Origin of the sequence: Bradyrhizobium sp. ORS 375 (genome assembly GCF_000239775.1) — a bacterium.
GTDB lineage: Bacteria > Pseudomonadota > Alphaproteobacteria > Rhizobiales > Xanthobacteraceae > Bradyrhizobium.
Window position 1 is genome coordinate 24,252 of the sequence record NZ_CAFI01000037.1, and the last position, 24,987, is coordinate 49,238.

Sequence of the window (24,987 nt, forward strand, 5' to 3'; positions counted from 1 at the left end):
GGCGGGGCGCGGACAGCTTGGCGTGTTAGAAATTGTTAGGAGTTGCAAGGGGCTCGCCGCGGGCGATGGCTCACGATGATGCGTTCAACCGACGCCGCCGAGAAAATCTCGCGCTCGGACCAGATCGCGGCTCGCGATCCCTTCCTGATATTGCGCCACGAGCGGGGCCAACATGCGGCTTGCCTCGCCGGCGCGTCCGGTCCGCTGCCAGATGCGGCCAAGGCTTATCGCTCCGCGTAGTTCCCAGGCGAGGGCGCATTGCCGGCGCGACAGGGCGAGTGAGCTCGCGAGGCAGGTCTCGGCCTCCGCGTCGCGTCCCAATTGGGCGAGGATGTCCGCCCGGACCCGCAGCATCTCCGGCATGTCGAAGGACTCGCCGTGGTCGCCGATCTGGGCAATGGCCTCGTCGACCGTGCCCAGAGCGTCTTCGGGCCTGTTTTGCGACGCCAGACCCTCCGCGAGCGCCGTCGCGAAGACGGTGGTCATGATCCGGTGCCGCGTCGCATACAAGATGGCCTGGCTGCGGCGCAGGTGCTCAATGCCGCCGTCGACGTCGCCGCGCTGCAGGAGAAGCAGTCCCTTCTGACCAATGCCTACCGCGTGGTAAGGGCCGAGGAAATGCCGCGCGGCATGGTCGATCAGCCGCTCGATCATGCTCTGGGCGCTAGCGCAGTCGCCGACCCACAGAAACACGTAGATCGTCCAGATCAGCGCAATGCCCAGCGTCAGGGGCTGTTCGAGCTGCTCGGCCTCGCGAACCGTGTAGCGGGCCGCCTCAATGGCGCGATCCGGCCGGCCGGTGAGCCAAAGGCCGCGCGCGAGCGCGACCAGCGCGACGATGCGGTCGTCATAGCCGAGATGCCCAATGTTCAGGCGCTGCGCGTTCGAGTTGTGAACCATCGCGCTTTCACAAAACTGAACGGCCTTGTCCTGATTGCCGATCAGGTGATGCGCCACGCCAAGCATCCATTCGACGTTCAGCGTGCTCGTCGGGTCGTTCAGTCTGCTTGCGACGCTCTCGCCCTGCTCGCCGATTCGGAGCGCTCCGTGAAAATCTCCGACGCGTGTCAGGTAGATGTGCAATCCGCGCAACAGCCATAGCTGCCAGTGCAGGTCGTCGAGCTCCCTGGCGAGCTGCAGGCTTCGTGCGAAGGCCGACTGGACCGCTTCGGTATTGCCCTGCGTGAACATCACGGAGACGCCGAGCGCGGCCTGCAGCGTCATCTCCAGCCGCGCGTCGGCAGAGGTCGTGGCGTGCGACGCGAGCGCCTGCTGAGTCCAACGGTAGCATTCCGTCAGCAGCGTCAGCTCGAGAAAGAACTGCGCCGCCGAAGCGGCCAGATCGATACCGATGACGCGGTCACCTTCCTCTGAGAAGCTCCAGGCCAGCGCGGCCCGCACGTTGGACAGGTGATCTGCGTAGGGCAGAAATCCACCTGCGCTCTGCAAGCCGTTCGACTTCAGGGAGATATCGCGCAGGAAGCTGCGGAAATACTCGGCGTGAGCGCGTGCGACCCGCGGCGCTTCCCCGCTCTCCACGAGCTTTTCCGCCACGAAGGCGCGGGTGGTATCGAGCAGTCGATAGCGGAGCGTCCGCTGGGCAGGAGAGGTCGCGATCAGGGATTTGGAGAGCAGGTTCGAAATCGCCTCCATCGCCTCCGGCTCGCTGATGCCCTGGCATGATGCGACGGCAAGCGCGGCCTCGAGCGTGAACGGGCCGACGAATACCGACATGCCGCGCAGCATGGCGCTTTCGCTCGCCGGCAACAGGTCGTAGCTCCAGCCGAGCGCCGCGCTCAGTGTCTGATGCCGGGGGATCGCGGTGCGTCGCCCGCGCCACGACAGCGAGAAGCGGCTGTCGAGAAGCTCGGCTGTTCCGGCAATTCCGTAGGCGTTGACCCGACCCGCGGCGAGTTCGATCGCCAGGGCAATGCCGTCGAGACGCCGGCATATCTCGGCAACGAGAGGCGCATCGTCATGGCTCAGCTCGAATTCGCTAAGGCTCTCGGCAATTCGCTCGACAAAGAGCTGGCTCGCGGGATAGGCGAGAATATCGGCGACGCCAAGTCCGTCTCGTTCAGGCGGACAATCCAGCGGGAACAGCCGATAGACGCGCTCGCCCTCCGATCGGAGGGATTCCCGGCTCGTTGCCATGACGTGCAGGTTCGGTGCCTCGCGAACCAAGCGCTCGGTCAATGGCGCGAGCTCGTCGAGGAGGTGCTCGCAGCTGTCGAACACCAGCAGCATTGGCCGGCTGCGCAGGAACATCACCAGTCCCGGTATCGGATCCTCGGAATTGACGGTCAGGCCAAGCGCGCTGACGATGCTGCCGGCCACCAGGCTCGCATCACTCACCGCGCCGAAATCGACGAAGCTGACTTGGCCATCGAATGCAGCAAGCTGGCGATGCGCGACGGCCAGAGCGACCGAGGTCTTGCCGATGCCGCCCGGACCGACGATTGTGACGAACCGATGAAGGGAGAGCTCGGACGTGATCTTTTCAACCGCATCGTCCCGCCCAATCATCCTGGCGAGGGGCGCCGGAAGAAGGCGGAGCGACGAGGCCATCTCGCTCGGTCCCTCCGGGAGCGCAAGCCGCGACAGTGGCACAGCTAAGCAATAGCCGCGTCCAGGCACGTTGACGACGTAGCGGGAGCCTTCATTGCCCGCCCCAAGCGCCTTGCGCAGAGCGGCGATATGAAACCGCAGGCTGCCCTCGTCGACATTCACGTTGGCCCACACCCGCTTGACGAGCTCGCGCTTGTCAACGACTTCACCGGCCCGTTCGGCAAGACAGACCAGAATGTCGAGCGCGCGGCCGCCTAGGTGAAGCGGGGCGCCGTCCTTCTCCAGCAGCCGCGATTTCGGAAACAGCCGGAATGGCCCGAAAGCGACGGCCGAATCCTGGTTGTCACTATCTGCCACGCACTTTTCGTCCGTCGAATGTCTTGTTCATTTGCGTATTGTTTTTCCAACTGGACCATCAGTCCAGCAGCCTTCCCAGCCTACGGCGTCGCCGTCGCTGCAACAAGCATAACAAAATCTTGCAACGTCTAACGAGCAAATATCGCAGGTCTCCGCCATTGTGACGCCAGGCCCATCATCAGCGGGGAGGCTGCGATGCCCGGCATTGGAACTCGTCCGAACGACGATATCATTCAATCTGGTCTGGCCGCCAATTTCGGCGACCAGGCCGACTGGGACTTGGTGCTGCGGGAATCGCATCACCGAATGAAGAACACGCTGACGCTGCTCGGTGCGTCAGTCCGCCGCGATCTGACGCGGGCGAGGCCCGGCGAAGTGTCGGCTGCCGTGGACCGGTTCGAGCGGCGCCTCGTCGCCTTCGGCAGGCTCTATCAATTCTTGTCGAATGACGAGCGTCTTCCGGCCGTCAACGTTGCGACTTTCTTCGAGGCACTTTGCGGGGCAGTGTCCGAGGCAATTCTGGAGCCTGCGGGGATCCGTTGTGAAGCCGCCATTGAGGACGGCATGCTGCCCGCATCACAATGTCACCGGCTCGCTCTGATGCTGACCGAGCTGATCACCAATGCAGCCAAGCATGCCTTTCCGACCAGGAATGATGCCCTGATCCGCATCGACGTGCTCCAGCGCGACGGCTGCTGGCTCTGTACGGTGACCGACAACGGGATCGGTGCGACCGGCCCGCTTCAGGGCACCGGGAGCCGCATTCTTGAAGGCCTGGCGCGAAGCATCCAGGCTCGGATGCACGGCGAGACCGGACAAGACGGCACGCGCGTGACCATTGCGATGTCAGCCCTCGCCGATTAACGTCGGTGTGCTGGATTTTTGCGGACGGCGGGGCTGGTTGCCTCGGACTCCATCACGACAAAGCAGCGAGCAGCCGCTTTGCGGCAAGCAGATCGACAGTATCAAATCCCTCGTCAAACCTGTCAAACACCGGCCGGAGCATCTGGTGCGCGGCCCTCCGCTGACCTTTGCCGGCCAACACCACCGCAAGATCATGCGCTGCGCGCAATTCCCAGCCTCGCGCACCCTGACTGTGACTCAGCGCCAGGGACTCCTCGAGACAGGCTTGGCCCGCCTCAACGCGCGGCTGGACCATCGACAGAAGCAATCCTGCCTTCACCCGAAGCAATTCCGGCTTGTAGCAGGTGTCGCCAGAACGACCAACACGCAGGATCGTCTCATCGAGGTGCGCGATCGCCGCGTCGATTCGGCCTGTCGCTGCGAGGCCTTGTGCCAGCGAGATGTCGAACTCGGTGGTAATGAGCTCGTAGCGCACGGCGTGGATAACTGCGAGGGATGCACGCAGGCTCGCAACGCCCTCCACGGCGTCGCCTTTCCGAATGGCAAGCTGCGCCTTGCGCGCACGCCCGACAGCTGCGAGCGGACCGAGCGAGTTCGACTCGGCCATGGTGATCGAGGCATCGATGTGCCGTTCGGCATTGCGCAGGTCTCCGGTCCACAGGAAGATCGATGCGGACCACGCGAGCAGGACGGTCACAGAGGCCGGATGATCCATCTGCCGCGCCCCATCGACGAACTCATGGACGCGTTGCTCGGCCTGGGCCGGATGGCCCTGTAGCCACAGCGTGCGGGCTAAGGCGATGCCGGCCCGGTAATGCCTGTCATGGACAAGATAGATGGTGCTGCTCTGTTGGGACGGCGACCAGTTCTTGAACAGCTCTTCGAGTTCTTCGCGCGCGCCACTCAGGTCTCCCATCATCAGCAGGGATCGGCCCAGGATGGAATGTGCGAGCGCAAGGGCTGCCGGGTCGTCGACATCTTCGGCAACCGTGCGGCACCGCCGCGCAAAGGATAGCGCAACGTTGAAGTTGCCGCCCCGGAAGTGGAACATGTGGAGCATGCCGAGTAGACCTGCTTCATTGGGGCCGTCATGCTCTTCCTGCGCGATCGCTAGGCTACGGTTCAGGGCAGCATGTGCGTGCTCGTTCTCCCCGTAAAGATGCATGGACGAAATGCCGAGGCCAGCCTGCAGATGCATCTGCTCCGATCGGCTGGCCGCCTGGCCGGCGGCCAAGGCCCGTGTCGTCCAATGATGGCACTCAGGCAGCAATGACATGGCCAGCAGGACCGGCACGGCGGCGGCCGCGAGTTCGACGCCGGTTCGCCGGTCGCCGTTCGGCCCGAAGCACCATTCCAGCGCGGAGCGAACATTGCTGACGGCGGCAAGATAAGGAGCCCGTTCTGCCCCAGACATGAGGCTGGACCATTCGGAGCCGGCTCGCTTGAGCCAGTCCCTATGATAGCAGGCATGGCGAACCGCCAGCTCCGAGGCCTCGGGGTCGTCGGCCGCCCGGTCGAGCGCGTAGGTGCGCGTGGTGTCAAGCAGGCGATATCGCATGACGGCGCCGAGCGGACGGGTCGCAACCATCGATTTGGCGACGAGGCCGTCGATCGCCGCGAACACGTCGGCCTGATCGAGTCCGTCGCCGGTCGCGACGGCCAGTGCGGCGTCTAGCGTGAAGTGCCCAACGAAGATTGCAAGCCGGCGAAGCACCATACGCTCGTTTTCGGAGAGCAGGCCGTAGCTCCAGTCGAGTGTCGCCTGGAGCGTCCGCTGCCGTCGTGGCGCCGTACGGGGGCCCGACCACACTTGCGACAGCTGCTCATCGAGAAGGGCCTCCGTCGCGTTCAAGCCGTAGACATCGACGCGGCGTGCGGCGAGCTCGATCGCAAGCGCGACCCCTTCGAGCTTGCGGCAGATGCGTGCGATGATGGCAGCATCGGAATCGTTCAACGTCAGATCAGCGCCGCTGGCCGCCGCGCGTTCGACGAACAGCCGGGTGGCCGGAAACGTCCGGAACGTGTCGGCCGACAGGATTTCCCGGTCGTCGACAGGAAAGGCAAGCGGGTCCAGCCGGTAGACATGCTCGCCCTCGACGCGGAGCGCTTCACGGCTGGTTGCGAGAATGTGGACCTGCGGCGCATTGTTGAAGATCGCCGCAGCGAGCATTGCGACCGCTGCGATCAGGTGCTCGCAGGTATCGAGAACGAGCAGAAGAGACTTGTCCTTGAGATGGGCAACCAGGCTGGACATGACGTTCTGGCTTTGTACGGCCATGCCGAGCGTGGAGGCGACGCTGGTGGCGACGAGATTGGGATCGCTCAGCATTCCCAGATCGACGAAGAGGACTGCGCCGTTGAAGGCGGCGCGGAGTTGATGAGCAGTTGCCAACGCGACGGTGGTCTTGCCAATGCCGCCAGAGCCTATGATGGTCACAAACCGCTTGGCGTAGAGCTGGCTCGACAGCCTTTCGACGTCCTCCTCGCGATCGACCATCGTGCTCAGCCGGTTGGGCAGATCGTACTGAACAAACGCCGGCGAACCGTCGGAGAGGGCGTGAGGCTGTTTGCTAGCCGGACGGGGCGTCCGCGCGACCGCTGCGACAAAGCTGTAGCCTCGCCCGGGTGTCGTCGAGATGTAGCGCGCGCCGTTCTTTCCGTCGCCGAGCACCTTGCGCAGGGCCGCGACGTGAACGCGCAGGCTTCCCTCTTCGACCGCGATGCCGGGCCAGACCTTTGCTATCAGCTCGGCCTTATCGATGATCTCGTTGGGACGCGACAGCAGCGTCACCAAGATCTCAAAGGCCCGCGCCCCGAGTTCCAGCCGGACTCCGTGTCTGGTCAGCTGCCTCTCGCTGACGATCAGTTCAAACGAACCGAACGAAATCGTGTCCTGCCTCTGCGCCGGCGGCAGCATTGTTGCGTGGCCCTTCTTCGCGCTTTTGGAACTGGTTTGAACTTTAGGCCGGAACCCGCGTCGGCGCCAGATGTGCCGCGGTCGGGACAGGCCTTCCAAAGCTGCTCGCAACAGCTAACGCTCTCTAACAAGCCATAACGCGCAAGACGTCCCGGATTGCGCGACGGTTGTCGTGCGATTGTGAATTGGAACCACAACAACCAGAGAGGCCGCCATGACCACGACCGAGATGAGCCGGCAAGCCAGCGTGAAGCCCTCGACGTCGCGCGGAGTTGATCTGAAGCTCGAGGTCATCGTCATCCCCGTCTCCGACGTCGATCTCGCCAAGTCCTTCTACGCGGGGCTGGGCTGGAGACTGGACGCCGATTTTGCGTCCGGCCCCGACTATCGCGTGGTCCAGTTCACCCCGCCAGGCTCGGCCTGCGCGGTGATCTTCGGCACGAACGTGACGTCAGCGGCGCCCGGTTCGGCGCAAGGCTTGTACCTCATCGTCTCGGATCTCGCAGCCGCCCGCAAGGAGCTGCTCGGCCGCGGTGTCAAAGTCAGTGAGCCATTTCACGACGCTGGCGGCAATTTCACCGGACCTGATGAGCCATACCTCTTCGGCAGCCGTCGCGTCGACGGTGTGGACCCCGAGCGCCGCAGCTATCGTTCGTTCGCCTCCTTCAGTGATCCAGACGGCAATGGCTGGCTCTTGCAGGAGGTGACCGAAAGACTTCCTGGACGTGTGGAGCCTGCCGGCACGTGTTTCACGTCGTTGTTTGAACTTGCCGCAGCGCTACGGCGCGCGGCGTCAGCGCATGGCGAACACGAGAAACGTGGCGGAGGGCACGATGATCATTGGGCGGACTGGTACGCCGCCTACATCGTGCGTGAGCAGTCCGGCGAGCCCTTGCCGTCCTGACGCGCGGCGATGAGATCAATCATCCTGATGGCGCAGCGTCGCCTCGACAGTTTCGTGTGTCGCAGCGTCGCGAGTTTGCGCACGCGATCTACGGCTGGACGTGCGCATCGCGCGTCTCGCAACGGTTAACGCGTTCTAACAATCCATAACGAGCAAATTGCCGGCGCTTGCGCCACTTGTTTGCAGCACGAACCGATCGGTCCACTACTTCCACCGCGGTCAACGTCGCCAGCCAAGTCAAGGAGATTGACAATGTCGACACAAATGCGCGCCGATGTCCTGAATCCCGACCGCCGCCAGCTGCTGGGTCATGCCGCGATGGGGGCGATTGCCGCCGGCATGGCAAGCCTGCCGCCGTTCGACCAAGCGCGGGCGGCGGCGAGTCACGCGATCCGCCCATTCCGGGTCGACGTCTCCGAAGAAGATCTCCTCGACCTGCGCCGCCGCCTTGCGGCCACGCGGTGGCCGGATCGCGAGATCGTCACCGACCAGTCGCAGGGTGTGCAATTGGCGACCGTTCAGCAGCTCGTGCGCTATTGGGAGACCGGCTACGACTGGCGCAGGGTGGAAGCACGGCTGAATGCCCTGCCGCAGTTCGTCACCGAGATCGACGGCGTCGACATCCATTTCATTCATGTGCGCGCCAAGCACGAGAATGCGCTGCCGATGATCGTCACGCATGGCTGGCCGGGCTCGGTCATCGAGCAAATGAAGATCGTCGGCCCGCTGACCGATCCCACGGCGCACGGCGCAAGCACATCCGAGGCGTTCGATCTGGTGATCCCGTCGCTTCCGGGCCACGGCTTTTCCGGCAAGCCGAAGACGCTGGGCTGGGACCCGCAGCGCGTCGCGCGTGCATGGATCGTGCTGATGAAGCGGCTCGGATACACGCGCTATGTGGCCCAGGGCGGGGACTGGGGCAATGCTGTGACCGAGCAGATGGCACTGCTGGCGCCGCCCGAGTTACTCGGCATCCACACCAACATGCCCGCAACGGTTCCCGATGACATCGCCAAGGCGCTGCAGCCGGGCGGGTCACGACCATCCGGCCTCTCCGCCGAAGAGAACCATGCCTACGACCAGCTCGACGAGTTCTACAAGCACGGCCTCGGCTATGCGATCGAGATGTCCAACCGGCCGCAGACGCTCTATGGCCTCGTGGACTCGCCGGCAGGCCTTGCGTCCTGGATGCTCGATCATGACGCGCGCAGCGCAGCCATGATCGCGCGGGTGTTCGATGGGAAGACCGAAGGCCTGTCGCGGGACGACGTCATCGACAACATCACCCTCTATTGGCTGACCAATACGGCCGTGTCGTCGGCGCGCCTATATTGGGAGAACAAGCTGGTCTTCTTCGAACCCAAGCACGTCAAGATCCCGGTGGCCGTCAGCGTCTTCCCGGACGAGATCTATGCGGCGCCGCGCAGCTGGACCGAGAAGGCCTATCCCAAGCTCATCCACTACAACCGCCTCGACAAGGGCGGGCACTTCGCCGCCTGGGAGCAGCCGGCGCTGTTCTGCGCGGAAATGCGCACGGCATTCCGTCCGCTACGCCAGTCAATCTGAGAAACGAGGGCGCGCACCAACGCGCGACCTCCCTATTCAGCATCAGATCAGGAGTGAAAATCGTGAATCGCCCAGAACCCAGCTTCACGACCGGGGAAATCAGGCTGGAGCGCCGGCTGCCGTCCTATTGGCGTGTCACGTTCGACATGCCTCCGGTGAACATCTTCGGCCCGAGACACCTTCCGCTGCTCAGCGACATCATCACCGCGATCGAGACCGAACCGCAGCTCAAGGTCGTGGTGTTCGACAGCGCCGTCGATGGCTTCTTCATCACTCACTACGATTTCCTCGCACCGCTCGAGGACTCTCTGCAGGTTCCGCCAGGTCCGACGGGTCTTCAGGCCCTTCCGGACATGCTGGTGCGCCTCAGCCGCGCGCCGGTCGTGTCCATCGCCGCGATCCGGGGACGCGCGACTGGTGTCGGCAGCGAGCTCGCGCTCGCGAGCGACATGCGCTTCGCCAGCCGAGAGAAAGCCATCCTGTCGCAATGGGAGGTCGGTGCGGGCCTCGTGCCCGGCGGCGGGCCGATGGCGCGGCTGCCGCGCCTGATAGGTCGCGGCCGCGCACTCGAGGTGTTGCTCGGCGCTGACGACATCCATGGCGATCTCGCCGAACGCTATGGCTACGTCAACCGGTCGCTGCCGGACGCTGAGCTCGACGGCTTCGTTGAGGCGCTCGCCATGCGGATCGCATCCTTCGACAAGGACGCGATCGCCGAGACCAAACGTCTCGTCGATGTCGCAAGCCTGCCGCCGGACGTCGAGATCAAGCCGGAGTGGGACGCGTTCCTGGCCTCGCTCGGCCGTCCGGCAAGCCGGAACAGGATCGAGGCGCTCATGGCGCGCGGCTTCCATCGCGCCGGCGACGTGGAGAGCCGGCTCGGCTTCCACGTCGGGCAGATCGGCGACTGAGATTAATGCGGTGGCCGTCGACTACCGGGCGCGGAGCGCCGGTGCCGACAAGAACCCCGGCGCGACCGCACGTCGTGCCGGCCAGTCCAGGACAAGGAACCTGATCATGGGCTTTACGATCAACATCAATGGAACACCGCGCAGCGTAGACGTCGACGGCGATACACCGCTGCTCTGGGTGCTGCGCGACGTGCTCGGCATGACCGGCACCAAGTTTGGCTGCGGCCAGGCGCTTTGCGGCGCGTGCACCGTCCACCTCGACGGCTCAGCCATTCGCTCGTGCATCACGGCTATCGACAGCATCGGCGACTCCAAAGTGACGACGATCGAGGCGATCGGCGCGACGTCGGCGGGCGAGCTGATCCAGAAAGCCTGGCTCGACCGCGAGGTCGCCCAATGCGGCTACTGCCAGTCCGGCCAGATCATGTCGGCGACGGCGCTGCTCGCAACCAACCCGCATCCGACGGATGCTGATATCGACGATGCCATGAGCGGCAACATCTGCCGTTGCGGCACCTATGTCCGTATCCGCGAGGCGATCAAGGTCGCCGCGCAAACGCGCGTGAAGGAGGGCTGACCATGATCTTCGATCGCACGACGTCCCATTCGTCCGACACGCGCCTTTCCCGCCGGGGCTTTCTCGTCTCGGCCGCGATGACCGGTGGAAGCCTCGTGATCGGCCTCACCTTGCCGGTCGAAGAGGGCAGCGCTGCGGGTGCCGAAGGTTTCGTGCCCAACGCCTTCATCCGAATCGGCCATGACAGCGAGGTCGTGCTGACCATGCCCTATGTCGAAATGGGGCAGGGCACCTATACCTCGATTCCGATGCTGATCGCCGAGGAGCTCGAGGTCGATCTGAAGCAGGTCAGGCTCGAGCATGCGCCGCCGAACGAGAAGCTCTACGTCAATCCGCTGCTCGGCGTTCAGGCAACCGGCAATTCGAACGCCATTCGAGGTGCCTGGAAGCCGTTGCGTGAAGCCGGCGCCGCCGCGCGCCTGATGCTGATCGAGGCGGCCGCGACGCGGTGGGGCCTTGAGGCCAAGTCCTGTCATGCCGAAGCGGGCGAGGTCATTCATGGCCCCAGCGGGCGGCGCCTGTCGTATGGCGCGCTCGTCGCGGATGCGGCGCGTCTGCAGCTTCCGACGAATGTCGTGCTGAAAAGTCCCGCGGAGTTCAAGCTGATCGGAACGCCAGCCAAGCGGCTCGACGCGGCGGGCAAGGTCAATGGCTCCGTGGTCTACGGCATCGATGCCCGGCCGACGGGAGTGAAGATCGCGACGCTGGCGCAATCGCCCGTGTTTGGCGGCCGCGTGAAGAGCGTGGACGACAGCGCCGCCAAGCTGCTCAATGGCGTGCGCCAGATCGTTCGGCTCGACGATGCGGTCGCGGTCGTCGCCGATCACATGGGCGCCGCGAAGAAGGGGCTGGAGGCGCTCAGGATCGAATGGGACGAGGGTGCCAATGCTGCCTTGGCAACCGAGGACGTCGCGCGCGAGCTCGAGCAGGCCATCCTCAGAGCTGGTCCGGTTGCGCAGAACATCGGTGACGCCGGACAGGCAATGGCGAATGCGGTGACGCGGATTGCAGCGAACTATCACGTCCCGTTCCTCGCACATGCCGCGATGGAGCCGATGAACTGCACCGTGCATGTCCGCGGCGGCGAATGCGAGATATGGCTGGGCACCCAGGCGATCGCACGAGTCCAGGCGTTGGCGGCGAAGGCCGCCGGGCTGCCGATCGAGAAGGTGATCGTCCACAATCATCTCATTGGCGGCGGCTTCGGGCGTCGCCTGGAAGCGGATGGCGCGGTTCGCGCGGTTCAGATCGCCAGGCAGATCGACGGTCCCGTGAAGGTGGTGTGGACACGCGAGGAGGACATCCAGCACGACATGTACCGGCCTTATTGGGTGGATCGCATCGAGGCGGGCCTGGACGAGGCTGGAAGGCCTGTTGCCTGGACCAATCGCTTCGCCGGCTCGTCGGTGATCGCGCGCTATCTTCCGCCCGCCTTCAACAACGGTCTCGATCCGGATACGACGGAAGGCGCGATCGACCTAGTCTATGCGCTTCCGAATTTACACGTCGAGTATGTGCGCGTCGAGCCGCCGGGAATCCCGACGGCGTTCTGGCGCAGCGTTGGCCCCTCGCACAACGTCTTCGTCACTGAGAGCTTCATCGATGAGCTGGCGGCGGCTGCCAAGCAGGATCCGGTGGCCTATCGCCGCGCGCTGCTGCATCATAATCCGCGGGCCAAGGCCGTACTCGATCTCGCCGCTGAAAAGGCTGGGTGGGGCGCTACCTTGCCGAAGGGCTGGGGGCGCGGGATTGCCCTGCAGAACGTCTTTGGAAGCCTCCTGGCGCAGGTTGCCGAGGTCGAGATCACGAGGGATGGTTCGGTCCGGGTCCATCGCGTCGTCTGCGCGATGGATTGCGGCACCGTGGTCAATCCCGACACGGTTCAGGCGCAGCTGCAGAGCGGCGTGATGTTCGGCGTCACCGCAGCGCTCTATGGCGAGATCACGCTCAAGAACGGCCGTGTGCAGCAGGCCAATTTCGACAACTACCAGGTGCTGCGCATCAACGAGGCGCCGGCCGTCGAGGTCCACCTCGTCAAGAGTGCGGAGCCGCCGGGCGGAATGGGCGAGGCCGGCACGTCCGGCATCGTTCCCGCCATCGCCAACGCCGTGTTTGCCGCCACCGGCAAGCGGCTGCGCAAGATGCCCATCGACCCCCATTCGCTCAAGGCGTGAACGGAACCACCACCAGCAAGGAGAAACATCATGATCCGCAAGGCAACGGCAGTTTGGCAGGGTACAGGCCGGGACGGCGGTGGGCACCTCTCCAGCGAATCCGGGGTGCTCGCTGAGGCGCCCTATTCGTTCAAGACTCGGTTTGAGAACGAGAAGGGCACTAATCCGGAAGAGCTGATCGCGGCGGCACACGCGGGCTGCTTCACGATGGCGCTGGCCTTCGGGCTGCAGCTGGCAGGCTTCACGCCGACCGAGCTTTCCACCGAGGCGGCCGTCACGCTCGAGCCGGAAGGCAAGGGGTTCAAGATCAGCAAATCGGCGCTCACCTTGCGCGCCAAGGTGTCGAACCTCGACGATGCCGGCTTCGCCCATATTGCTGGCGAGGCCGAGAAGAATTGCCCTGTGTCGAAGGTGCTCAACGCTGCGATCACGCTCGACGCCAAGCTGATCTAGGCGAACGCGGTAGGGAGCGCGCTATGGCCTAACCGCATCCGCGATTCCGCCGGGGGCGCGCCGTCGGCCGCCATGGTCGGCCGCCCCGTCGAGCCCGGCTCTCGCGTCGTCCGCCCGCGAGGCAGTCCGAGCGAACTGCTTTCGCTTGCCATTGGCTTGTCAAAGCCCGAGACTTGGTCTTCACGATGCTAGCTAAAACGCCATCTCGAGCCCTTGGATCACATCACATGACGACAGAGCGCGCAGTGCTTGCCGGAGGCTGCTTCTGGGGCATGCAGGATCTCATCCGCAAGCAGGCGGGCGTGATCTCGACCCGGGTCGGCTACACCGGTGGAGAGGTTAAGAACGCCACCTACCGCAATCACGAAGGTCATGCCGAGGCGATCGAGATCATCTTCGATGCCGCGCAGACGAGCTACCGGACGATGCTGGAGTTCTTCTTCCAGATTCATGATCCGACGACGCGCGATCGTCAGGGCAATGATCGAGGCTCGAGCTACCGTTCGGCCATCTTCTACACGACGGACGAGCAGAAGCGGGTCGCCGTGGACACGATTGCCGATGTCGAGGCCTCGCACCTCTGGCCCGGCAAAGTCGTCACCGAAGTCGCGCCCGCTGGCGAATTCTGGGAGGCCGAGCCCGAGCATCAGGACTATCTCGAGCGTTATCCGGACGGCTACACCTGTCACTTCATCCGCCCGGGCTGGAAGCTGCCGAGGCGCGGGCCCGAAGCTGCGTGATCAGGCCGCGGGCCATGCGCATGTCGGAGGTGTCTGCCCCCTCGGTCAGCTGTCCGCAGATCGTCTCGAGAACCTCCGCCGCCTCCGCGTTGCGGCCCTGAAGCATTTGGAGGTGCGCGATGCTGATCGCGCATCTCAGTTCCCAGAAGCGGGCGCCGTATCCGGCTGCGATAGCCATCGCCTTGCGAAAGCAATTCTCGGCGCCGGCCGATTGCTCCGCGTCCTTGAGCATCAGTTCGCCCTTGATGCGGATCAACTCCGGCAGATACCACCGCTCCTGCCGGTCGTCGCAGCGCTTCAGGACGTCCTCGATGGCGGCGAGGCCGCGATCGACCTGGCCGGCCTCTCCAAAGCATGCGGCCAGCTCGCCAAGCAGCGGAAGGAAGCGCGGCAGCACGCGGGCATCGCCTGCGCGATCGAGCTCGTCGCGCAGCAACGGCAGGCCTGTCCCGATGTCCCCGCGCCTCGCCACGATCATCGCGTTGAAGGCGCGGGCCCACAAACCCCAGAGTCGGATCCCGTGGCGGTCGGCGTGTCCGAGCAGCTCAGCGCCATGGCGTTGCGCGGCATCATGGTCGCCGGCGAAGAAGGCGAGGAGGCAAGCGCTTTGTCCGAGCACGCTGCAGAAGGTCAGCGCGTGGCCGTTCGCTCGGCCTTCCTCGATGTTGCGTGCGGCAAGCTCCTGCGCCTGGTCGGCCAGGCCCTGCAGCCACAGGATGCGAGCCCGGAAGTATTGCGTCGATACCCTGAGATCGAGCGGGAAGATCTTCGGCTTCTCGGTCAGCAAATGCAGGCAGGCGTTCACCCGGTCGATACGGATCCGGGCCTCGGTCTGGTCGCCGAGATAATGCAGCGCGACCGCCATAAGCCGGTCGGCGAGCATCAGGTCGGTGTTGTCGGGAGAGCTCGCCGCTATGGTGGTGAAACGATCGGCAAGCGCGCGCGCCTTGCCGAACTCTCCGCTGTTGAACTGGTCGATGCACAATCCCCACAACGCCCGCAGCCGGAAATCCTTGTCGTCGAGCCGGTCCGCGAGCTCGAGCGTTTCCTGGAGGATCGGGCGGGCTTCGCGCGCGCGGCCTTCGCCATACATCAGCGACCAGCCGAGGGCGCCCAGCAGCTGCATGCGAAGCTGATCGGCTCCGTCGGCATTGTCGCCCAGCGCCGCAAGCGCGGTCCGCGTCCGTTCGCGGCATTCGGCGAGCAGCGACAGGCGGACCCACAGCGTGACGGCGGCTGCCGTCAGCGCAACGCCGAGCTCAGCGTCGCCGTCGGCGGAGAAGGCCCAGTCCAGCGCCGCGCGAACATTGTCCAGCTTGCCGCCATACGTGCTCAACCATGCGTGTAGCGGCGCCGATGTCTCGGTTTCGGCGCGATTGAGCACATCGCGGAAGTACTCCGCGTGGCGCTGCGCAAGACGCCGTTGTTTTCCTGACTCGGCGAGCTTTCCAAGCGCGTATGTTCGTGTCGTGTCCAGCAGACGGTAGCGCAGCATCCGCGCGCCGGACGGGACGATCAGCGATTTGGTGACTAGGTTGTCGATCGCCTCGTTCGTTTCGGCCGCGCTGAGCCCGTCGCCGGACGCGATCGCTGTCGCCGCCTCCGGTGTGAACGGTCCGACGAATATGGACAATCGACGCAGGACAGTGCGTTCTAAGTCCGACAGCAGATCGTAGCTCCAGTCGAGCGCGGCGCTCAGCGTCTGGTGTCGCGGAATGGCCGTGCGCCGGCCGCGCCATTGCAACGAGAAGCGGCTGTCGAGCAGCGACGCCGTGCCGGCGATGCCGTATGCGTTGACGCGCCCGGCCGCCAGCTCGATCGCAAGCGCGATGCCGTCGAGGCGGCGGCAGATGTCCGCGACGAACGGCGCGTCTTCCGTGCTGAGCTCGAATGGCCCGGACCCCTGGGCGATGCGTTCGACGAACAATTGTGCCGCGGGGTAGGCGAGGATCTCCGCGACGCCGAGATCGTCGCGCTGGGGCGGACAAGCCAACGGGAACAGTCGAAAGATCCGTTCGCCCTCGCTGCGGAATGACTCCCGGCTGGTCGCAAGAACGCGCAGCTGCGGCACGTCGCGGACAAGGCGTTCCGCGAGCGGCGCCAGGGTCTCCAGCACATGCTCGCAGCTGTCGAAGATCAGCAGCGTCCGCTTGTCCTGCAGATTTGCCAGCAGCGCCGGGAGCGGATCGTCCACGTTGACGGCCAGCCCCACCGCGGACGCGATGGCGGTTGCGACAAGCCTGGGATCCCGTAGCGGTCCGAAGTCCACGAAGAACACCTGCCCGGCGAAATCAGTCGAGCGGCGATGCGCGACGGTAACCGCGACGGCGGTCTTGCCGATGCCACCCGGGCCGACCACGGTGATGAAGCGGTGCTGCGAGAGCCCGCTTGAGATCTTTTCAACGACCTCCTCCCGCCCGATCATCTTTGCGAGCAATGGAGGCAGCGGTGCGCGAGGCGCCGCGGCTTCGATGAGGGCTGGCGGGGCCGAAGGCGCCGCCTGGGCGAGCGGAGCGGCAAAGCAGTAGCCCCGTCCGGGGACGTTCACGACATAGCGGGCCGACTTGCCGGCGTCGCCGAGCACCTTGCGCAAGGCGGCGATGTGGAAGCGAAGGCTGCCTTCATCGACATGAACGTCGCCCCAGATGCGCTGGACCAGCTCACGCTTGTCGACGACCTCACCGGGCTTCTTGGCAAGGACGATGAGGATATCGAGGGCGCGACCGCCGATATGAAGCGCCGCGCCATCCTTCTCCAGCAGCCTGGACTTGGGGAATAGGCGAAATGGCCCAAATGAAATGCCTGCGTCCTGATTGCCCGCGTCCTGATTGTCGTTGTCTGGCACGCGCCATCGTCCCCTCGGGAGGGAAACTGTATGGTTTTTCTGTACCAGATCGAGGCGTGGAGTAAACTGGCGGAAGCGGCAGGAGCCCGGTACGCAACTGGGTTCCCGTGCCTCGTGCTGAGCGCATATTCGAACGCATGGCTCAAGCGAATGCTGGAACCAATCGCTAAACTGCTGGTCGGCTATGGACGCAGGCAGGAGTGATCCGATTCATGGGGTTGCCCCTTGACTGTTCCCGCAGGTTGCTCCCTTGCGTGCCTGAGGACTTACGGAACTAAACATGCTCTGGGTATCGCGCCGACGATTGATCGGTTCCGCCGCTTGTGCAGGCGCGCTCGCGGCGGTCACGCGCAACGGAATAGCTGCTGATTATCCAACGAGACCTATTCGGCTGGTCATTCCCTATGCGGCGGGAGGATCGGGTGATCAGATCGGGCGCCCCTGGGTCGATCGCATGGCGGCGCAGCTTGGTCCGGTTTTCGCCGAGAACATAGGTGGGGCGGGCGGGGCGATCGGCGCTGCGGCCGTTGCGGGCGAAAAGCCCGACGGCTATTCGCTTCTGCTGGGCAACGGCAGCACGCAGGTGATCATTCCCTTGGCTGAACGGCCGGCCTATTCCCCGGGCGACTTCCGCGCCATCTACCGGCTCGTCTCAAGCGCGCTCGTCTTCGCGGTTCATCCTTCGGTGCCGGCGCAGGACCTGCAAACCCTGATCGCGTATGCCAAGGTCCATCCCGGCAGGCTGTCTTATGGCACGCCCGGTGTCGGCACTGGCAATCACCTCGTCGGCGAAATGTTCAAGCAGCAGGCAGGCGGGCTCGACATTGTCCACATACCCTATCGCGGCGCTGCGCCGGCAACGAATGACCTCGTCAGCGGTCAGATCCCAGTGTTGATCGCCGTCATGTCGATTCAATTGCAGCAACTGAGCCGGGCCGGCAAGATTCGACTGCTCGCGGTCACCACCGACGCGCGGCTCAGCGCGGCCCAGGAGATACCGACCGCAGTCGAATCCGGCATGCCGGACCTGCGCTATGAGGGATGGTTCGGCTTGTTTGCACCCAGGCTCACCCCGGATTCGATAGTCGACCGGCTCGCGCTGGCGACGCGCGCCGTCCTGGCGGACCCGCCTCTGCAGGAGGCCTACCGGTCCCAAGGTTTGGAGCCGGACAGCCAGTCGAGCCCAGACAGGTTCCAACGTGTTGTCGAAGCCACGTCTGCAAGCTTGAGTCCTGTCATCAAGTCGATCGGGCTACACTCTGGTTAGTCGGATCGGGGGGAAACGCATTTAGAGCCCGACCTGCGTGACGCGGGCCATGAGCCTTCGTCGCCTCTCTTGGGCGCACTTTGGACGCAAAACATCGCCGAGCGCCAACAATGGCAGATCGGAAGTCGAAAATCATAATCATTTGATTTTGTTATGATTTTCGTGGCTTCTGGATTTCACCGCGGGCTGCGAGTGATCGGCTGAAAGCTGTTTCAACTCCCTCATTCGTAACCGATACCCTCTCGTCTACGACTGTACTCGGTCGATCATTTGGGCCACGCTCTTAAAAAGCATTGCAGAACAATGACGATGGTTCTCCCCAAACGGATTCCTAATCATCTGATTTTGTTCGATTTTTCTGCTTCCCTAGGGAAGCCCAGCCCTCGGCTCGGTCAAACGTAGGTCTATTTTCCAACCTAGGGTTCTCGGATGCGCAACGGCGCGTTTGCGACGTTGCATATCGCTTCGACGAGTAGACGCACCGCTCGTCCCTCCCAGGCGAGTTGACCGATTGGGGCCTCCCAGTACTCCGATAGAATGTAGGCCAAATGGCGCGCCTTCACACTCAAGCCCGTCATAGTATAGGCGGGGGTCTCCATGATCGCTCGCTCGACGGGATCGAGCCGGGCCAACACGGCTTCATCCGTTATCGTTAGGTACTCGTCGTCATCGGCGAGATTTCCAACGTCTCCGTCTAGTTCATCTACCAATGCCAAGAATTGGCTCTCAAGCTTGACTAAGGGAGCGTCTGGATCGGCTGAGGCAGTAAGCTCCGAGCTAGTGCTTCTGGCGTGATCGCGCATTTTTTTGCCCAGGTAAACGGAAACCGCCAATCCTAAACGGTTAGCGTGTATAATCGCGGATGTCAACGCTTTTCGTGGCTGTTAGACGGAAATCGTGTTCCATGAAATGGCTGTTTGATGACTCCCGATCAATCTCGGGCTGCTCGTGGTCTGCTCGACTGGTCTCAGGCTGAATTGGCTGCTCGGTCCAATTTGAGTGAGAGTACCATTCGCGATTTCGAAAAGGGCCGGCGGATCCCGTCAATCAACAATTTGGCGGCCGTCAGGCGTGCCCTGGAGGCGGGAGGCGTGCAATTCATCGACGGCGACCAGCCCGGAGTTCGATTGGCGCGCTGATAGTAAACCCCAATCCCCCAGATTCGATAACGCCCTGGACTCGCTAGGCGCCTATAGAACTGGCCATCATACTCTGCAGCCGCCGGCAACTGGCCAAGCTGATAGCCGAGTTCAAAATACTCGGATGGACGGGGCCGCGGGCGACTTCCGTTCGCGATTGAAGCCGAAGAGTAACTAATGATGGTTCATAAGCCATTCATCTTATCATGACGCTTTCCCGCGCGCCCGCACCCGGGAAGTGGTTCGAGATCGACTTGGCAGCCCCCAGGGCCGGTTCGCGTTCTGAATTGCGGTGTAACCTATTGGAATTCCTAGGGTCGAATTCCCTCCGTGTTTCAGAATGCGCGTTGATTTGTATAACGGACCGCGCTGATTTTGATTCCGCCATTCGGAGGTTCGATCCCTCCCGCCCCAGCCAGTTCTTGTTTCGACATCAGCCTCTCAGGGTCACGGTTCTGTTTTTCAAAAATCCGCCGTGTGCCGCGCTGTGGGATGGTTCGAGCCAGGATGTGGGCTCGGGTTTGGACACGGGCAGCCAAGCGTTCGAACCTTCGGCGGCGTCAACCGGCCAGGCGCAATGGGCGCGTGCGGGATGTCTGCAGCGCGCCGTTGCTGGCGAAGTCCCGCATCTGCAAAGACGGCTTCTCTTACGCGCGCCGGACCTCGTCCATGCAGCGAGTTATTGGCGGGACCTTGATCGCTGCCCGGTCCTCCCGAGGGAAGTCACCGCTCCGGCTTGACTCGGTCACGGAGTTCCGCCAGTGTTTTGGACAATTGGTCAGGCCAATTGGCCAAAGATAGACCGCCCCCGGGGAGAAAACGCGGTGCCTCTAGAAGCGGTGGAAGCACGACGTCTCTACCGTCAGGTCGCCGATCAGCTTCGCGCGCTGATCGATGGGGGAGAGTTTCCGGTCGGCAGCCGTCTGCCGACCGAGCGCGAGCTCGCCGAACAATTGCAGGTTTCTCGTCCGACCGTGCGGGAGGCGCTGATCGCCCTCGAGGTCGAAGGCAGGGTCCGCATCCGCGTCGGCTCCGGAATCTACGTCATCGAGCCGACTGCAGCCGCATTCACCGCGTCGGCCTCCGCCATCATCGAAGGACCATTCGAACTGCTGCGCGCGCGCGAGTTCATCGAGGGCGCGATCGCGGGCGAAGCCGCGCGACTTGCGACCGCCGATGACGTCGCAGGCATCGGCGCCGCGCTTGCCGCGGTGGCCACGGGCGATCATCCAAGCGAAGCCCTGATGGCGCACGACCGCGCTTTCCACATCGCGGTGGCCGAATGCCTCGGAAACGCAGTGCTGACGCGTGTGGTCGGCGAACTGTTCGACCAGCGGCTCAATCCTTATTTTGCGAAGCTCGCGACCTATTTCGAGAATTCGGACTCGTGGCGGACGGCGCATGCCGAGCACCAGGAAATTCTCCGGGCCATCGCGGCGCGCGATCCCGAACGCGCTCAGGCCGCGATGCGTGATCATCTGGCGCGCTCGCAAGCCCGGTTCGCACAGAGCTTCGGTGCAGAAGCGGCCACGACGCGCGTCGGGAAAGCGGCTGATACCGAACCAAGCATTACAAAAAACAGAATCAAACCAGGGAGGAAATCCAAGTGCTGAAGAAGATCGCCATTCTTTCCATCGCGGCCACCGCGATGCTCATCGCCGCAGGGGCCCCCGGGCAGGCTCAGACCAAGCTGAAATGGGCCCATGTCTACGAGACGTCGGAGCCGTTCCACACCGCGTCGGTCTGGGCTGCGCAGGAGATCGGCAAACGCACCAACGGGCGCTACCAGATCGACGTCTATCCGGCCTCGCAGCTCGGCAAGGAGACCGATATCAATCAGGGCCTGTCACTCGGCTCGGTCGACATCATCATCTCGGGCTCGAGCTTTGCCGCCAAGGCCTATCCGCCGATCGGCGTGACCTACTATCCGTATACGTTCCGCGATGCGGATCATCTGCTCGCCTACACCAAGAGCGACGTCTTCAAGGAGCTCACCAAGGGATACGAGGACAAAAGCGGCCATCACATCGTCGCGGTCACCTATTACGGCGTGCGGCAGACCTCCTCGAACAAGCCGATCAAGTCTTGCGCCGAGATGAAGGGCCTCAAGATCCGGGTGCCGGACGTCCCCGCCTATCTTGCGATGCCGCGGGCCTGCGGTGCCAACACTGCGCCGATCGCCTTCGCCGAAGTCTATCTCGCGCTCCAGAACGGCACCGTGGAAGCTCAGGAAAACCCGTTGACGACGATCGAGGCCAAGAAGTTCTACGAGGTGCAGAAATACATCGTGCTGACCGGACACATCGTCGATCACCTCAACACGGTCATCGCCGGCGGGCTCTGGAAGAAGCTCAGCGAAGAGGACCGCAAGATCTTCACTGACGTGGCGCAGGAGGCGGCGGCCAAGGCAACCGAAGAGATCAAGGCCAAGGAGGCCAAGCTGGTGACCTTCTTCAAGGACAAGGGGCTGATCGTCACGGAGGTCAACAAGGACGAGTTCCGCGACACTGTGATGAAGGCGATCAGCTTCGAGAGCTTCGATTACCGCAAGTCGGACTGGGATCGCATCCAAGCCATCAAGTAGCTCCGCGTGAGCCTCGCCTCCGCGCCGCTTGGCGGGGAGGCGAGGCCCTCACGCCCATCGTTCAGGTTCAAGGAAATTCGATGTCCACGGCTGAATTGCATCGGCGGATCACGGCCGATGAAATTGCGCATACTTTCGAAGAGAGTGAGCCGGTTACGGCCGACCTCAGCCCCTATGCGGCCGAGGATTGGCTGGCGCTGGCGATCTTCTGGATCATGGCGCTCTGCGTGTTCCTCCAGTTCTTCACCCGCTACGCGCTCAACGACAGCTACGCCTGGACCGAGGAAATCGCGACGTACTGTCTGATCGCGGTGGTCTTCGTGGGATCGGCGATGTGCGTCCGGCTATCGCGGCACATTCAGGTCGATCTGCTGTTCCGCTACCTGCCGCACCTTCCGGCGCGCGTCCTCTCCACAGCGATCGACGCCATTCGGGTCGCATTCTTCACCTACGCCATCAAGCTGGTCTGGGTCTTCATCGACGTGATCGGCGACGAGCGGATGACGACGATCAAGTTTCCCAAGAAATACGTCTACTATTTCGTGCTGCTCGGCTTCGTGCTGATGAGCCTGCGTTCGCTGCAGGTCGCCATCCAGAATTGGCGCCGCGGCTATTCGATTCTCGAGCGCCCGGGTGCGTTCGACGGCACGGAGGCCTAGGATCATGCTCCTCCTGCTCGGATCGTTCCTCGTCCTGATGCTCCTCGGACTGCCGGTGGCGCTGGCGATGGCGGTGTCGTCGCTCGTCTATATTCTCGTCACCGGCATCACGCCTGATGTCACGCTGGCGCAGCGCATGATCGCCGGCGTGGAGAGCTTCCCGCTGCTGGCCGTTCCCTTCTTCATCCTGGCCGGCAACCTCATGAATATCGCGGGTGTCACCGGCCGCATCTACCGTTTTGCCGTCGCGCTGGTGGGGTGGATGCGTGGCGGCCTCGGCCATGTGAACATCGTCGGCTCCGTGATCTTCTCGGGCATGTCCGGCACGGCCATCGCGGATGCCGCCGGTCTCGGCACCATCGAGATCAAGGCGATGAAGGATCACGGCTACTCGACGGAGTTTTCCGTCGGCGTGACGGCGGCGTCCGCCACGCTCGGGCCGATCATCCCGCCATCGCTGCCGTTCGTGATCTACGGCATGATGGCGAACGTCTCGATCGGCGCGTTGTTTCTGGGCGGTGTCATTCCGGGCGCCGTAATGACGCTGGCGATGATGGCGACGGTGGCCTATTTCGCCCACAAGAACGGCTGGGGCAGCGACTCGCCATTTTCCTGGCAGCAACTCGGCTCGGCGGCCCTCGAAATCGTTGTCGTTCTGGCGTTCCCGCTCGCCGTCTGGCTGCTTGTCCTGGCCGGCCTCTCGGTCAATCTCGCCGCGGGACTCTGCCTCGTCGTGCTGCTTGCTCTGGATTGGTATTTTGATTTCTCGGCGGTGATGGCGCTGATGGCGCCGGTGATCCTGATCGGCGGCATGACGCTGGGCTGGTTCACGCCGACCGAAGCCGCGGTTGCCGCGGTCATCTGGTCGCTGTTCCTCGGTCTGGTGCGCTATCGCACGATGAACTTTCGAACGGTGGCGAAAGCGACGTTCGACACTATCGAGACCACCGCTTCCGTGCTGTTCATCGTCACGGCCGCCTCGATCTTCGCCTGGCTCCTGACAGTGTCGCAGGCGGCGCAGATCCTGACGGACACGATGCTGGGCATTACGCACAACAAGTGGGTGTTCCTGCTGCTGGCCAACATCCTGATCCTGTTCGTCGGCTGCTTCATCGATACGATCGCAGCGATCACCATCCTGGTGCCGATCCTGCTGCCCATCGTGCTCAAGCTCGGCATCGATCCGATCCATTTCGGCCTGATCATGACGCTCAATCTGATGATCGGCCTGTTGCATCCGCCGCTGGGGATGGTTCTGTTCGTGCTGGCGCGCGTCTCGAAACTGTCCGTCGAGCGCACGACGATGGCCATTCTGCCCTGGCTGGTACCGCTCCTGATCGCATTGATCGCGATTACCTATATCCCGGACCTCACGCTGGGGCTGCCGAAATACATGGGACTCGTAAAATGACCTCGATGAGCTTCGCCGCCACTCTGTTTGGTCCTGAGGATCTGCGCATTATCGAGCGACCTCTCGAGCCGCTGACCGAGGGCATGGTTCGGATCCGCTTCGGCGCCGGCGGCATCTGTGGCTCCGACATGCATTACTTCCGCCACGCCCGCACCGGCGATTTCGTCGTGACGTCGCCGTTGGTGCTCGGCCACGAGATCGCTGGCGAGGTGGTGGAGATCGCGGGAGCCGCGCAGGGCGTGAAGGTCGGGGACCGGGTGGCGGTGAACCCGTCACGCTGGTGCGGGCATTGTGGGCCGTGCCGCGAGGGCCGTCTGAACCTGTGCGAGAACATCTACTTCATGGGCTCGGCCTCGAAGACTCCGCATATGGCCGGTGGCTTCGCCAGCTATTTCGAAGCCACGCCCGCGCAATGCGTGAAGATCGCCGATCACGTCTCCTATCAGGCGGCGGCTTTGGCCGAGCCGCTGGCGGTCTGCCTGCATGCCGCGGCGCGTGCCGGCGACCTCAGGGGCAAACGGACCGTGGTGTTCGGCGCCGGTCCGATCGGGCTTCTCACGATGCTCGCGGCCCGTCGTGCGGGCGCTGCGGACCTGACGGTCGTCGATATCGCTCCAGCGCCGCTGGCGTTTGCGAGCAGGCTCGGCGCCGATCGTGTGTTCGACATCTCCGGCGGCGACGATGGTCTGAAGGCGCAGGCAGCCGTTGCCCCGTTCGACGTTGTGTTCGAAGTGTCCGGAACGGCGGCCGGACTCGCCGGAGCGATCGGTATCGTCAGGCGGGGCGGCATTGTGGTGCAGATTGGCAATCTGCCGGGCGGCCAGATTCCGACGCCGTCCAATGCGGTGATGGCCAAGGAGATCGAGCTGCGCGGCTCATTCCGCTTCAGCCTGGAGTTCATGACCGCCGTCGAGCTGATCTGCGATGGTGCGGTCGACGTGCTCGGCCTGGTCACGGCGGAGCGTCCGCTGAGTTCCGCGCCCGAGGCGCTGCGGCTGGCGCTCGACCGCTCGCAGAGCGTGAAGGTGGTTCTGACCGCGCATTGACACGC

General features: G+C 63.7%; 19 protein-coding genes. 16 read left to right on the forward strand and 3 right to left on the reverse strand.

Annotated features, from left to right (window positions below):
• Positions 1-84: 84 nt before the first annotated feature.
• Positions 85-2,925 (reverse strand): ATP-binding protein, encoded by a 2,841-nt coding sequence (locus BRAO375_RS03280; protein ID WP_009026031.1) that lies wholly within the window; start codon positions 2,923-2,925, stop codon positions 85-87.
• A 195-nt stretch (positions 2,926-3,120) separates the two neighbouring features.
• On the opposite strand from BRAO375_RS03280, the gene BRAO375_RS03285 reads away from it, so the two are divergent.
• On the forward strand, positions 3,121-3,789 hold the full coding sequence (locus tag BRAO375_RS03285; RefSeq protein ID WP_009026032.1) for a sensor histidine kinase: 669 nt from the start codon (positions 3,121-3,123) through the stop codon (positions 3,787-3,789).
• Positions 3,790-3,841: 52 nt separating this feature from the next.
• On the opposite strand, the gene BRAO375_RS03290 is transcribed toward BRAO375_RS03285, so the two are convergent.
• Positions 3,842-6,706 carry an ATP-binding protein gene (locus BRAO375_RS03290; protein WP_009026033.1) on the reverse strand — a complete coding sequence of 955 codons (2,865 nt, stop codon included), beginning with the start codon at positions 6,704-6,706 and terminating at the stop codon, positions 3,842-3,844.
• A 214-nt stretch (positions 6,707-6,920) separates the two neighbouring features.
• On the opposite strand from BRAO375_RS03290, the gene BRAO375_RS03295 reads away from it, so the two are divergent.
• The 7 genes from BRAO375_RS03295 to msrA all read left to right on the forward strand — a co-directional run bounded on the left by BRAO375_RS03295 (position 6,921) and on the right by msrA (position 14,031).
• The gene (locus tag BRAO375_RS03295) at positions 6,921-7,610 is read left to right on the forward strand and encodes a VOC family protein (protein WP_009026034.1); all 690 of its coding nucleotides are present in this window, start codon (positions 6,921-6,923) and stop codon (positions 7,608-7,610) included.
• Between the two features lie 252 nt (positions 7,611-7,862).
• Complete coding sequence (locus BRAO375_RS03300; RefSeq protein WP_009026035.1) at positions 7,863-9,176, forward strand: epoxide hydrolase family protein; 1,314 nt, start codon at positions 7,863-7,865, stop codon at positions 9,174-9,176.
• 62 nt (positions 9,177-9,238) lie between these two features.
• Entirely contained in the window at positions 9,239-10,087 is an 849-nt protein-coding gene (locus BRAO375_RS03305) for an enoyl-CoA hydratase/isomerase family protein (protein ID WP_009026036.1), read from the forward strand.
• 106 nt (positions 10,088-10,193) lie between these two features.
• Complete coding sequence (locus BRAO375_RS03310; RefSeq protein WP_035638720.1) at positions 10,194-10,664, forward strand: (2Fe-2S)-binding protein; 471 nt, start codon at positions 10,194-10,196, stop codon at positions 10,662-10,664.
• 2 nt (positions 10,665-10,666) lie between these two features.
• Positions 10,667-12,838: a xanthine dehydrogenase family protein molybdopterin-binding subunit gene (locus BRAO375_RS03315; protein ID WP_009026038.1), complete on the forward strand. Its 2,172-nt coding sequence runs from the start codon at positions 10,667-10,669 to the stop codon at positions 12,836-12,838.
• A gap of 30 nt (positions 12,839-12,868) precedes the next feature.
• Positions 12,869-13,291: an OsmC family protein gene (locus tag BRAO375_RS03320; protein WP_009026039.1), complete on the forward strand. Its 423-nt coding sequence runs from the start codon at positions 12,869-12,871 to the stop codon at positions 13,289-13,291.
• A gap of 227 nt (positions 13,292-13,518) precedes the next feature.
• Positions 13,519-14,031: a peptide-methionine (S)-S-oxide reductase MsrA gene (gene msrA / locus BRAO375_RS03325; RefSeq protein WP_035638723.1), complete on the forward strand. Its 513-nt coding sequence runs from the start codon at positions 13,519-13,521 to the stop codon at positions 14,029-14,031.
• Here msrA and BRAO375_RS03330 read toward each other — a convergent pair.
• Positions 13,982-16,876 carry an ATP-binding protein gene (locus BRAO375_RS03330; RefSeq protein ID WP_009026041.1) on the reverse strand — a complete coding sequence of 965 codons (2,895 nt, stop codon included), beginning with the start codon at positions 16,874-16,876 and terminating at the stop codon, positions 13,982-13,984. The genes msrA and BRAO375_RS03330 overlap by 50 nt on opposite strands.
• 30 nt (positions 16,877-16,906) lie before the next feature.
• Between BRAO375_RS03330 and BRAO375_RS37860 the strand changes: the two genes are divergently transcribed.
• The 8 genes from BRAO375_RS37860 to BRAO375_RS03370 all read left to right on the forward strand — a co-directional run bounded on the left by BRAO375_RS37860 (position 16,907) and on the right by BRAO375_RS03370 (position 24,982).
• Complete coding sequence (locus tag BRAO375_RS37860; protein ID WP_009026042.1) at positions 16,907-17,080, forward strand: hypothetical protein; 174 nt, start codon at positions 16,907-16,909, stop codon at positions 17,078-17,080.
• Between the two features lie 76 nt (positions 17,081-17,156).
• Positions 17,157-18,143: a Bug family tripartite tricarboxylate transporter substrate binding protein gene (locus tag BRAO375_RS03335; RefSeq protein WP_009026043.1), complete on the forward strand. Its 987-nt coding sequence runs from the start codon at positions 17,157-17,159 to the stop codon at positions 18,141-18,143.
• Positions 18,144-19,063: 920 nt separating this feature from the next.
• Positions 19,064-19,282 (forward strand): helix-turn-helix domain-containing protein, encoded by a 219-nt coding sequence (locus tag BRAO375_RS36010; protein WP_035638728.1) that lies wholly within the window; start codon positions 19,064-19,066, stop codon positions 19,280-19,282.
• A gap of 824 nt (positions 19,283-20,106) precedes the next feature.
• A complete protein-coding gene (locus BRAO375_RS03350; RefSeq protein WP_009026045.1) occupies positions 20,107-20,895 on the forward strand; it encodes a FadR/GntR family transcriptional regulator in 789 nt (262 codons plus the stop codon).
• Positions 20,896-20,930: 35 nt separating this feature from the next.
• On the forward strand, positions 20,931-21,866 hold the full coding sequence (locus tag BRAO375_RS03355; protein WP_085964440.1) for a sialic acid TRAP transporter substrate-binding protein SiaP: 936 nt from the start codon (positions 20,931-20,933) through the stop codon (positions 21,864-21,866).
• Positions 21,867-21,946: 80 nt separating this feature from the next.
• Entirely contained in the window at positions 21,947-22,525 is a 579-nt protein-coding gene (locus BRAO375_RS03360; protein ID WP_009026047.1) for a TRAP transporter small permease, read from the forward strand.
• 4 nt (positions 22,526-22,529) lie between these two features.
• On the forward strand, positions 22,530-23,936 hold the full coding sequence (locus tag BRAO375_RS03365; protein WP_009026048.1) for a TRAP transporter large permease: 1,407 nt from the start codon (positions 22,530-22,532) through the stop codon (positions 23,934-23,936).
• Positions 23,933-24,982 (forward strand): L-idonate 5-dehydrogenase, encoded by a 1,050-nt coding sequence (locus BRAO375_RS03370; protein ID WP_009026049.1) that lies wholly within the window; start codon positions 23,933-23,935, stop codon positions 24,980-24,982. Before BRAO375_RS03365 ends, BRAO375_RS03370 begins: the two co-directional genes overlap by 4 nt.
• Positions 24,983-24,987 lie beyond the last annotated feature (5 nt).